General features: G+C 43.0%; 11 protein-coding genes. 10 read left to right on the forward strand and 1 reads right to left on the reverse strand.

Features of this window, described 5'->3' with window-relative positions; all coding sequences use genetic code 11:
* Window positions 1–221 precede the first annotated feature (221 nt).
* On the reverse strand, window positions 222–1313 hold the full coding sequence (locus HHO47_RS03320; protein ID WP_169018877.1) for a PepSY-associated TM helix domain-containing protein: 1092 nt from the start codon (window positions 1311–1313) through the stop codon (window positions 222–224).
* Between the two features lie 249 nt (window positions 1314–1562).
* On the opposite strand from HHO47_RS03320, the gene HHO47_RS03325 reads away from it, so the two are divergent.
* The 10 genes from HHO47_RS03325 to HHO47_RS03370 all read left to right on the forward strand — a co-directional run bounded on the left by HHO47_RS03325 (window position 1563) and on the right by HHO47_RS03370 (window position 12251).
* Window positions 1563–1943, forward strand: a complete 381-nt coding sequence (locus HHO47_RS03325) for a hypothetical protein (protein ID WP_169018879.1) — start codon at window positions 1563–1565, stop codon at window positions 1941–1943.
* A gap of 53 nt (window positions 1944–1996) precedes the next feature.
* Complete coding sequence (locus HHO47_RS03330) at window positions 1997–3256, forward strand: TolC family protein (protein WP_169018881.1); 1260 nt, start codon at window positions 1997–1999, stop codon at window positions 3254–3256.
* A complete protein-coding gene (locus HHO47_RS03335; protein WP_169018883.1) occupies window positions 3253–4479 on the forward strand; it encodes an efflux RND transporter periplasmic adaptor subunit in 1227 nt (408 codons plus the stop codon). Before HHO47_RS03330 ends, HHO47_RS03335 begins: the two co-directional genes overlap by 4 nt.
* Before the next feature lie 11 nt (window positions 4480–4490).
* Complete coding sequence (locus HHO47_RS03340) at window positions 4491–7631, forward strand: efflux RND transporter permease subunit (protein ID WP_169018885.1); 3141 nt, start codon at window positions 4491–4493, stop codon at window positions 7629–7631.
* A 65-nt stretch (window positions 7632–7696) separates the two neighbouring features.
* Window positions 7697–8188, forward strand: coding sequence for a GNAT family N-acetyltransferase (locus HHO47_RS03345; protein ID WP_169018887.1), 492 nt, complete (start codon window positions 7697–7699; stop codon window positions 8186–8188).
* Between the two features lie 90 nt (window positions 8189–8278).
* Window positions 8279–8785, forward strand: coding sequence for a hypothetical protein (locus HHO47_RS03350; RefSeq protein WP_169018889.1), 507 nt, complete (start codon window positions 8279–8281; stop codon window positions 8783–8785).
* Window positions 8786–8816: 31 nt separating this feature from the next.
* Complete coding sequence (locus HHO47_RS03355; RefSeq protein ID WP_169018891.1) at window positions 8817–9443, forward strand: superoxide dismutase; 627 nt, start codon at window positions 8817–8819, stop codon at window positions 9441–9443.
* A 78-nt stretch (window positions 9444–9521) separates the two neighbouring features.
* Window positions 9522–10883: a DNA-3-methyladenine glycosylase 2 family protein gene (locus HHO47_RS03360; RefSeq protein WP_169018893.1), complete on the forward strand. Its 1362-nt coding sequence runs from the start codon at window positions 9522–9524 to the stop codon at window positions 10881–10883.
* Entirely contained in the window at window positions 10880–11353 is a 474-nt protein-coding gene (locus HHO47_RS03365) for a methylated-DNA--[protein]-cysteine S-methyltransferase (protein WP_169018895.1), read from the forward strand. The genes HHO47_RS03360 and HHO47_RS03365 overlap by 4 nt, the downstream gene beginning before the upstream one ends.
* 76 nt (window positions 11354–11429) lie before the next feature.
* Window positions 11430–12251, forward strand: coding sequence for an amino acid ABC transporter substrate-binding protein (locus HHO47_RS03370; protein WP_248290909.1), 822 nt, complete (start codon window positions 11430–11432; stop codon window positions 12249–12251).
* Window positions 12252–12358: the final 107 nt, after the last annotated feature.

Below are 12358 nucleotides of genomic sequence, written 5' to 3' on the forward strand. Positions count from 1 at the left end.
ATAGTTTACTCAAGGTGCCAGTAAAAAACTCGGCTATTATAAAAAAACATAGGTGGTTGATTATAAATAATAATAGAACACTTCTCATTGCTCCCGCCCTTATGTTTTTCCTGTTGTACTAATAAGTGATTAATTTAATGTAATTGGTACGATTAATTTTAGGATCTAAAATAGGAAAAATAAAGCGACGTCACTTGTTTGATGTATGAGTTGCCACAAGGCTAAAAAGTATATTTATAATGCCGCTTATACCAAAAGTAACCCCCGCTGATAGTAAAAAAAGCAGGTAGTAGTGCAATCAATAGCCATAACATTTGCACTAGAAAACCGGCAAAATCACCAATATGAAATTTGTATTTAAAATTCCACGCGCGAGTTGTGAGGTTGGCCTTTGAGGCATCGTAAGATTGCAGTACTTGACCGGTGTATTGATCGGCCCATACCCAACTATAAGCATGACTTTCATCAGGGTTTCTTACTCTAAGGGCAACTGGGTCGCTGGCTTTTTTAGGTAAATAGATACGAAATAATTCAGCCTCAGGAAATACGGCTAATGCGTTTTGTATAGCCACTGCAAAGTTATCGCCATTGATTATATTTGGCACTTCGAGTTCCGGTGCTGTAGGGCGTGTCTCTACATTATTTTGTGTTACAAATTCAAGCACTGCTTTGGTCTCGTCTTTCCAGTGAAATGCCATACCAGTAAAGGCAATTAAAATAAGAGGGATAAACAGATACATGCCAATTACTGTATGGAGTTGGTAAAGCAAAATACGTAATTTAGCCTTGGGTTTTATCACTAAACGTTTCAGGCGATTTTTAGGTTTAAGCCACATGTATACGCCGACGAATATATTGATAATAAAAATTAACGCACAGATAGAGACCCAATTGCGCAGCGGCTTTTTACCATCTGCATCTTGGTATAATAGCCAACGATGAACGGCCATGGTAAAGCCATACAGTGTACTGTAATAATCATATTTGAGCAGTACTTGCCCAGTGTATGGATTAACGCTGATATAGTTTTTATCAGCAAGCTGGGCTTGCCATGCAACAGTGGGTTGCTGCTCTGGCATAAGTAAAGTGACAGTTTGTTTTGAGTGAACAGCCAGCGTATTAATAAGCACCGGATAAGCCAATGGTGTTGATTGCGGAGTTACTGTCCAATATTGCGGATGAATGATTTGCTGAATATCTTTTGCGTAAATTAAAATAGCGCCGCTGATGCTCAAACAGATCAAAAACAGCCCACTAACTAATGTCAGTATTAAATGAGTACGGCGTAACCACAGCTTTAACAACACAGACATCCTATGATATATAAAGATGTGATGATAAATGAGAACGCAAGCTGTTTTCAATAAAAATCCAATTAAATGCAATTACAGCCAACAACTTGGGCAATAGTAAGTAGCATATTGATAAGCCATATATACTAAATGAGCATGGCTGAATTAGCCTGCAGCATAAAGTTGGCACCTGTGGTAAGCGGCTAAGTACTTCTCAGTAAGGAAAAGATGTGTTAAATTAGCTTGGAAATCGTTTAAAGGATGTATTGCTTGAAGCAATTAGTGTTGTTAATTTTAGCGTTTGTACTACTTCAGCCTGTGCTGGATAGTTTTGATGTGGCTGATCATAACACTGCTATTAATGTAACCTCGCAATTATTATATCAACAAAGTCAATTAGACGAACACTGCTCTATCAATAACGATCATGACACCCACCGATTGCAGCATCAGCAATTAAGCCAAGCTTTAGCTGATAACGCTGATGATGCGCATTGTCATGTATGTCATATTCCCGCATTTTTTACAGAGCCGTGGCAGCAGCATGTTAATTTACCAAGCTACGACATTATTAGTTTGAATGCCCCAGCATTTGATTCACGTCTACTTATTCCTGATCTACGCCCTCCAATTACTCACTTACTAAGTTAATTTTTAGCTGGCCAACATAATGGTCACCGATTTATTTAGTAAGAGTATATGTTATGAATTTACACAAACCATTTGGGTTTGCTTGTCTGTGTGCCACTGTATTAGCTGCACCACTGGCTCTGGCTGCGCCAACGCATAATACCGGCGACTTAACCTGGTTGTTGTCGCAATTAAAACAACACCCTAATTTACAGGCTGATTTTCAGCAGCTGCAAAGTGCCACTGCGTCTGTGCGAGCCGCAGGGCAATCTCTATATAATCCAAACCTTGAGTCGAGTATTGAAAAAGAAGGCAATGCTAATAACTTTACTCTTGGGCTGAGCCAAACACTTGATATTAATGATCAACAACAGGAACAACATAGTGCGGCGCAACTCACATTGGTTGCGCAGCAGCAGCGTTTGCAATTAACATATTTACAATTAGTTGAACAAACCCTGATTGCGCTTATTAATTGGCGCAGTAGTAAAGCAGTTTTTCAGTTAGCACAACAGCAAGAGCAGCAACTAGAGCGTTTAGTTACCGTGGTTAAGCGCCGTCGAGCGGCCGGAGAAGTCGGGTTGCTGGATGAACAATTAGCGTTGTACTCACTATCAGAAATTTTAAATCAAACCGCCCAACAAGCCAGTGCTTATGCAGATGCTAAATTAGCCGTGCAGGCACTGTTACCAACGTGGCGCGAAGGTGGGCCGTTGACACCTGAACAGTTACTCAGTGGTATTAAACTCAATTCAGATACTGAAAGTGTGATCCGACATCCACAACTTTTGCTGGTGAAATCACAATGGCAACAACAGCGTCAGCAAGTAAAGGTAATCAAAGCAGAGCGAGCCGTCAAACCAACCATTGGGCTTGTTGCAGGTAAAAGTGGTGATGATAACCTTGTCTCTGTAAGTTTTTCTATGCCGCTGAATATAATGAATAGTTTTAGTGATGAATATCAAGCCGCTGAATTTATGACGATGTCAAAAGAAGCTGAATATCAAGCTTTAAAGCGCACCATGGCGTTTCAAGCGCAAGCCAGTAAAGAGGTGATGCAAGCGTACGCTCAGCGCGTTAAACGTTGGCAGACGATTAATCAAGCAAATGCAGATAGTAGCCTTGCATTGATAGAGCAGCAATGGCAAAGCGGTGATATTAGTACTGCTGAGTACCTAACTATGCGCCAGCAGCGTATTTCAGGATTACTTGCTGGCATTGAAATTGTTCAAAAAAGTCAACTAGCAAGCGTTAATTGGTTAACGCAAAGTGGGCAACTTAGTCATTATATTTCTACCTTTACGGATCCCCTAACTGATGGAGCTGCACTATGACGCGCTTAAAAATTACTTTTTCTGCCCTTGTATTAATGTTTGCCAACGTGGTACAGGCAGCCACATCTACACCGCAAGATGTTGAACACACCAAATCAGGCCATGATCACAGTGAAGCACAATTACAAGTTATGCATGTGCATGAAGCTGATGAAGCTCCTCACGAGAATGAACAAGCTATTTCGGATCCGCAGCCAGAGCACGACGAGCAAGCTAGTGGGGTACGCTTAACAGAAACACAAATGCGTTTAGCAAAAGTGCAGATCAGCCCATTAGTGAAGCGTACTTATCAATCGCAGTTGTATGCCCCTGGTGAAATCAAAGCTAATGGTTATAGCAGCTATGTGTTGTCGCCACGGGTAGATTCAATTGTGGTGAAACGTCACGCAACCTTAGGGCAACATATTAAAGCAGGCGCACCGTTAGTGACTTTATTTAGTGCCGAGGTCGCCAGTGCGCAAACCACTTATCGGTTAGCTAAGGCGCAGTGGCAGCGGGTGCAAAAAATGGGTAAAGGCACTGTGAGCGAAAAACGCTTACTCACAGCTAAGGCTGAATATGAAGTGGCGCAGAGCCAGCTGGTGGCATTTGGTTTATCGGCTAAAGCGATTGCGCAAAGTGCGGTCAGTCCAGCGGATAAACTGGGTGAGTACACATTATTTGCTGGTACGTCAGGAGCTGTGCTCAGTGATAATTTTGCGCAAGGGCAGCGGGTCGATGCAGGCATTGAACTAATGCTGATTGCTGATGAAAGCCTACTGTGGGTTGAGGCGCAATTGTCGGCAAATCAGACCATTGATATTGATAGAGGCACAATAGCGCAAGTGAAAGTGAATCAAGTCACATACCCGGCCAAGGTGATCCAAGAAGCACACACGATAGATCAGATCACTCGTTCACGGGTTGTGCGTTTAAGTGTGCAAAACAGTCAGCATCAATTGCACTCAGGGATGTTTAGTGACGTGTATTTTGAATTTTCAACTGAGCAACCAGTGTTGGCAGTACCAGAGCAAGCTCTACTTAGGAACCCCGATGGTGATTGGGCGGTATATGTGCAAGATGAAGATGGTGAACTTATAGCAACTGAAATTGAGCGTGGCCGACGGTTTGGTCAGTTTCGTGAAATTAAAGGATTGGCTGAGGGCACTAAAGTCGTTACTCAAGGGGCATTTTTTGTTGTATCAGAACAAGCAAAAGGCGGCTTTGATCCGCATAACCATTAGGAGCTGACACTATGTTTAATAAAATAATAGATAGTGCGATTGCTAATCGACTACTGGTTTTACTGACTCTTTGTGTATTAATTGTTACCAGTGTTGTAGTGATCCCAAAACTCAATCTTGATGCTTTTCCTGATGTAACCAATGTGCAAGTGGCTGTTAATACCGAAGCACCCGGTTTGGCTGCTGTTGAAGTTGAGCAGCTGATCACTTACCCAATTGAAGCGGTCATGTATGCATTGCCTGATGTAGAGCAAGTTCGTTCGATTTCTAAAACGGGGCTTTCAGGAGTTACTGTAGTGTTTAAAGAAGGGGTGGATATCTATTTTGCCCGGCAATTGGTATTTGAGCGTTTGCAAGCCGCGAAAGAACTGATCCCGGAAGGGATTGGTTTGCCAGAAATGGGGCCGAATACCTCAGGACTCGGGCAGGTTTACCAATACTTATTAACGGCATCGCCTGAGTCTGGCTTGGACAGTATGGCACTGCGCAGCTTAAACGATTGGATTGTAAAATTACTGATATTACCTGTGGATGGGGTGACAGAAGTATTGTCGTTTGGTGGCGATGTTCGTCAATACCAAGTAAATCTTAACCCAAATAAGTTATTGGCTTATCAGTTAGATCAGCAGCAAGTTGTGAGCGCACTTGAAGAAAACAATACCAATGTAGGTGGTTGGTATATGAACCGTGGCCAGGAACAGTTAGTTATTCGTGGTACAGGTTGGTTTAATGCCGGCAAACAAGGACTGCAAGAAATAGCTCAAACCCCATTAAAAACCATTAATGGCACAGTGATCACCATTGCCGATGTGGCTGAGGTGATGCTTGGCAGTGAAATTCGCCAAGGCGCGGCGACCATGAGTAAAAAAGATGCCGATGGTAATATTACATCGCTGGGCGAAGTGGTGACGGGGGTAGTATTAAAGCGTATTGGTGCAAATACCAAGCAAACCATTGACGGAATCACCGCTCGTATTGCAATGATCAATCAAGCGCTGCCGGATGGGGTAACGTTTGAACCGCTGTATGACCAAGCTGATTTGATCACCAAAGCGGTTGATACTGTGGTGGATGCATTGCTATTAGCATTTATATTTATTGTGATTGTACTGGCGTTGTTTTTAATGAATCTACGCGCCACATTATTAGTTTTATTATCGATCCCAATTTCAATCGGCTTAGCGCTTAGTGTGATGGTGTGGTTTGGACTCTCTGCTAACTTAATGTCACTCGGTGGGATTGCCGTGGCAATTGGTATGCTGGTTGATGGCTCTGTGGTGATGGTGGAAAACATTTTTCGCCACTTAACTAATAATACTGATGCTAATCACTCACCAGCTAAATTGATCACTATGGCGGCTAAAGAAGTTGCCAGGCCAGTATTTTTTGCTGCACTCATTATTTTAGTGGTGTTTATGCCGCTGTTTAGTTTTGAAGGCGTAGAAGCAAAATTATTCCAGCCAATGGCTATAAGTATTATGTTAGCTATTATTGCCGCTGTAATTGTTGCGCTAACGATCGTGCCAGCAATGGCAGTGTATTTATTTTCTAAAGGTGTCACTGTTAGGCGCAGTGTATTACTTGAGCCGTTAGATAAAACGTATCAAACATGTTTACGCTGGGCAATGAACGCACGAAAAACGGTGATCTCTCTAGCGGGAATATTAGTGCTCATTGCTGGTGCCCTGTTACCACAACTAGGCACTGAGTTTGTGCCAGAGCTTGAAGAAGGCACTATTAACTTACGGGTAACATTAGCACCTTCGGCGAGTTTGGATACGGCTTTAATGGTCGCTCCTAAGGTGGAAGCGATATTATTGGCCTTTCCTGAAGTTGAGTATGCGCTTAGCAGAATTGGTCGCCCAGAAGTCGGGGGCGATCCAGAGCCAGTTAATAATATCGAAATTTACTTAGGTTTGAAGCCTGTAAGCGAGTGGCAATCTGCTGAAAGCCGAGCGCAACTGCAAGTGTTAATGGAGACAAAGCTGGAGCAATTCCCAGGTTTATTGTTTAACTTTTCACAGCCGATAGCCACGCGGGTGGATGAGTTACTATCTGGGGTGAAAGCGCAATTGGCGATTAAGCTGTTTGGTGCTGATTTAGATGTGTTAGTCGCTAAAGGGCAGCAAATTGAGCAAACTGTAAAAGGCGTTGCTGGCGCTAAAGATGTGGCAATGGAGCAAATTGCTGGTGAAGCACAGTTAGTGATCAAACCGAATCGCTTAGCGCTTTCGCGTTATGGGCTTTCAGTGGGTGATTTAATGTCGATAGTGCAAGATGGTATTGGCGGCACTGCGGCAGGGCAAATTATTAATGCCAATGAGCGCTATGATATTTATGTTCGCATTGGGGCTGAGTTTCGTGACAGCCCTGAAGCGATTGCTGATTTACGGTTATCATCACCGACAGGTGCCGTGGTTAGGGTTGGAGATGTCGCAACGGTTAATATTGAATCTGGTCCGCCACAAGTGCGCCGTGATGATGTTCAGCGCCGAGTAGTGATCCAAGCAAATGTACAAGGGCGCGATATGGGCTCTGTGGTTGCGGATATTCGTACTGCCATTGGTGAGCAAGTTGATTTACCGCCAGGTTATGGTATTAGTATTGGCGGCCAATTTGAAAACCAACAACGGGCGCAGCAGCGTTTATCTATCGTGGTGCCTATTTCGTTGGCTTTGATCGCATTACTTTTGTATTTTGCATTTGGCTCGATAGGCCAAGCGATGTTGATTTTAGTGAATGTGCCATTAGCGGTGATTGGTGGTGTGGTTACGCTTTACGTATCAGGGCAATATTTATCAGTGCCAAGTTCGGTAGGTTTTATTACCTTGTTTGGGGTGGCCGTTCTCAATGGTGTGGTGATGGTTGAGAGCATTAATAACCGTGTGAAAAGCGGTGATAGTTTAGATACAGCGGCATTTAATGGTGCACTATCTCGGCTACGACCCGTACTAATGACGGCATTAACCTCGGCACTTGGTTTGCTACCCATGTTAATTTCAACCGGTATCGGAGCTGAAATCCAAAAGCCATTGGCAACGGTGATTGTAGGTGGCTTGTTTACCGCAACATTTTTGACTTTATTTGTATTACCAGTGCTTTACACAAAATTTAGTCAACAGTTTTATCGCGTTAATGGACATCGTAAATAGCCCAGTTATGCTAGCTATACAAGGTGTATCAGTATTAAATAATGCAGTAATAAATAAGAGAACTTATGACAGACCAAAAAACGATTACTTTAAGAGATGCGCAGCCTTCGGATGCTGCTACTATTTTGCACTTTATTACCGAGCTGGCAATTTATGAAAAAGAGCCTGATGCGGTTAAAACCGATGAACAGGCGATTTTAAAAACTCTGTTTAGTGACGGCGCAACAGCGCATAGTTTGATTTGTTTTGAAGGCGATACGCCAATTGGCTTTGCAGTGTACTTTTACAATTACTCGACGTGGCTTGGTAAGAATGGCCTGTACCTTGAAGACTTATATGTTAGTCCAGATAGCCGTGGCAAAGGCGCAGGAAAAATGATCATGCAACATTTGGCACGTCAAGCTATCGCAAAAGACTGCGGCCGTTTTGAGTGGGTGGTACTTGATTGGAATCAATCGGCAATAGATTTTTATAATAGTATGGGAGCTGAGCCACAAAATGAGTGGATTATCTATCGATTAACAGGGCAAGCATTAATTGATTTTTCCGAGACATAATAATATATAAGTATAAATAAAAATCATTTGCATTTAATTGTTTGGGTGTGTAAATTAATCACATCATTTAATTTTGTGTAGGTGATTTTTATGCCACAACTTCAGCGTACCACTGTCGCAGAACTTCCATGTGTTGAGCAGGCTCTGAGTCCTTGGCAAGCTAATATTATGGCTGGTAACTACGCTTTTGAACGAGGTGCTTTACTCGAGGCTAGAGACAAATACACAACTGCACACACTTTGGCCTCACACCTTTTAAGTCAATTTAGTCAAGCCACAATATGCCAATCCGTACTCACTGCGATTGAACATTGCTGCCCTGCATTGGTTGTTGCGGCGCATAACCTAGCCGACACTTACCGCGCAATGAATCAAACAGAGCAAGCCTGTCAGTGGCTATGCGATGTACATATCACCTTGAGTCACTTAATTCTGCACCCATGTAATACAGTACGAACGGTAGTGGTTCATCATCACCATAAAACGTATCTTGAGCTAGTACATTTTGCCAAGGTGCATAATCATCAACCTCATTTGATTGACAGAATAAACCAAACATTAAGTTATACACCCGATCAACATATTACCTTGCATTGAGCAATCAACCCTATGCCCCTAAGGAGCAATCATGGCATTTACATTACCCGCTTTACCTTATGATTATGCAGCATTAGAGCCACATCTTGACGCTCAAACGATGGAGATCCACCATACATTGCATCATCAAACATATATTAATAAAGCCAATGCGGCACTTGAAAGTAGTAGCTATGCCAATACCGATGTTGATGAGTTACTACGTAATATTGAGTCACTGCCAAGTGAGCTGCAAAAAGTAGTACAAGAACACGCTGGCGGACACGCAAACCATTCATTGTTTTGGACAGTAATGAGTCCCAACGGGGGAGGGCAACCAACTGGCGAGTTATTAACTGCCATAACTGAGCAACTTGGCGGCTTTGTCTCATTTAAAGACGCATTTACCGCCGCAGCGGTGAGCCGTTTTGGTAGTGGCTGGGCGTGGCTAAGTGTTAATAAAGATAACCAACTTGTGGTGGAAAGTAGTTTAAATCAAGACAGTCCATTAATGCACGGCAACACGCCGATTTTAGGTTTAGATGTGTGGGAGCACGCTTATTATCTGAAATATCAAAACCGCCGTCCTGAGTATATCGCAGCATTTTATAATGTTATTAATTGGGCTGAAGTTGAGTGTCGTTATTTAGCTGCTATCAGTAAATCAATCAGCAACTAAAGGTTGAGTGCCGAAAATGGCTAGTAAACTGTGTTTTTTCACGTACTCTATCAGCAGATGTATAGTTAAGAGCACTTTATGGATACTAGCCATTGGCAACTTGCCAGACAAAGCCGCGACCATCGTTTTGATGGACACTTTTTCATCGGTGTTAAAAGCACCGGTATTTATTGTCGGCCAATTTGCCCTGCCCCTACTGCAAAAGAGCAAAACGTAGAATACTTTCAATATGCCCATAATGCTGCCCAGGCTGGATTTCGCCCGTGTATTCGTTGTCGCCCAGATAGCGCCCCTGGCAGTAGCGCATGGCAAGGAGCAAAAACCACAGCGCTGCGAGCCAAACAGTTAATAGATAGTGACTTAACTCAGCAGCAAAGCTGTGAACGCTTAGCAGAACGACTAGGGGTGAGTAGCCGCTATTTAAGGCAACTGTTTCAACAACATTTTGGTATCTCAGTGACCCAGTACCGATTATTTAACCGCTGTCATTTTGCGAAAAAATTATTGCAAGAAACAAGTTTATCGGTATCCCAAGTGGCGTTTGCGGCGGGCTTTAACAGTATTCGTCGCTTTAATGATGCGTTTTTACAGCAGTTACATATTTGCCCATCAAAAATGCGTGGGCAGCACAGCACAAAACATGCGGTGTTGACGCTTAAATTACCTTTTCGGCCCCCTTATAATTGGGTTGCGTTGCAGCAATTTTTAGCTAAGCGGTTAATTTCACCTCTTGAGTGGCTTGGCGAGACACATTATGGTCGCAGCTTTAAAAATCAGCATTGCCAAGGCCAGTTTACGGCTGAGTTTGTAGAGTACAAACATCATTTTTTAGTCAGCATTGATATTGATCAGCCGCGCTTTTTACAGCCTATTTTAAGTGAAATTCGCAGAGTGCTCGATTTAGATGCCGATACTACGCAAATCGAACAACACCTAGCAACTCAGCTTCAAGGGGCAATTGTGTTAACCCAAGGGCTGCGGTTACCGGGTATTTGGTCGGTATTTGAGGCGGGAATTCGAGCGGTGCTTGGCCAACAAGTCAGCGTGACTGCTGCACGTAATTTAGTGACTCAGCTGGTGGCGGAATTGGGCGCACAAGATGGCGAGCGAGTGTATTTTCCAACCCCAGAGGTAGTGGCGAACAGTGAGCTGGCATTTTTTAAAATGCCTCAAGCGCGAAAAAATGCATTGCGTAATTTAGCGCAATTTTGTGCCGATAACCCTGATTGCCAACAGCTTGATCAATGGCTGCCACTCAAAGGGATAGGACCTTGGACAGTAAACTATGCAAAATTACGCGGCCAAAGTCAGCCCGATATTTTATTAGCGGGAGATTTAGGCGTAAAGAAAGCGCAAGCGGGGGCAAAACCATTTAACGATGAGATGTGCGCACCATTTCGCTCCTATTTAACTTTTCAACTATGGCAGCAGCTAACATGAGTATTATCCAAACACGTATTCCCAGCCCCATTGATGACATTATTATTCAAGGTAACCAACACGGAGTGAGTTATGTGGGCTTTTACCCGGTTATAGAGTGCCCAGAAATCCCATTTACAAAGGTTGAGCAGCCATATATTTTAAACTGTGCTGCGCAGCTTAATGACTACTTTGCAGGCAAGCGAACAACCTTTGATGTCACTCTAGCCACTGATGGCACTGCTTTTCAACAAGCGGTATGGCAAGCGCTCACCGCTGTACCATTTGGACAAACACAAAGTTATTCTGATATTGCTCATGCACTCAATAATCCCAAGGCGGTTCGTGCAGTGGGGGCTGCTAATGGTAAAAACCCAATCAGTATTATTGTGCCGTGTCATCGTATTATTGGTGCCAATGGTAAATTGACCGGCTATGCGGGTGGGCTAGAGCGCAAGCAGTGGTTACTAGAGCACGAAGGGATCATCTAATTTTTTTGGGTTAGTTACTAAACAATTCATTTTTTCGGTCTACACTTTAGATAAAACGTCTAGGGATCAAGATAAAATGAAACAAAATAAACGTGTTAGGGATAATTTATTGGCGTTCTCGATGCTCAGTAGCGGGTGTAGTTTGCTATCTACAGCGGCAATTGCTAACGCAACTGAACTAATTTTTTGTTATGAAGATAAAACTGTCGCGCCGATGTTTTTAGCGCAAAGCAATGAAATGTTAGGTACTCAACCAGAAGCATCGCTAAAAATCCTACAAAATCTTGATAATACACTTTCACAACTGTCTATTCGTTATCAGCGTAAAGCTTGGCTAAGCTGTTTAAATGATCTGCGTACTAATAAAGTGAATGCGGTTATTGCTAGCTATCGGCCTGAACGAACTAAATTTGCCCAATACCCAATGGCTGGCTCTCAGCAACCGGATCCGCGTTTTGCCGTGAGTGAATTTGGCAGTTGTCTGATCGGCGGAAAAAAATTTCATCAGCAATGGCAAAGCCGTGAAGTCTTTCAGACGAGGGCTTTTACATTAGCTATTGCGAATGGTTATGACTTAGGTAAGGCATTACATCAAGAGCCTTTTTTTGTTCAACATACTTCCTCAGTCGAAAAAGCGGTGGAGTTGATCAACCGTGGTGTCGTTGATGCTACGCTTGACGTGTGCCAAGTTGGCGATCGGAAAGTGTCAAACTACCGGTATAAAACAGCCCAAGTACAGGCAATTTATCCCCCACTTGAAAAAGCTCAAGGCTATTTGCTTTTTTCTAAGCAATTTTATCAACAGCATAAAGTGCTTAGTCAACGCATTTGGCAAACCATCGCCGCACAAGATAATGCTAAGCTGTATGTTGAATACTTAAACAAAACTAACGACTAAGTTAAGGCCGTCAGTAGCAGACGCAGTTGAGTAACGGTTTTGTAGCATGGGTAAAAAAGGTGATGTTCAATCAAGATTAAGGTAGCATTAGCGCACTTTTTTCAGGG

Origin of the sequence: Pseudoalteromonas arctica, assembly GCF_012927645.1 — a bacterium.
Taxonomy (GTDB): Bacteria; Pseudomonadota; Gammaproteobacteria; order Enterobacterales; family Alteromonadaceae; genus Pseudoalteromonas; species Pseudoalteromonas arctica_A.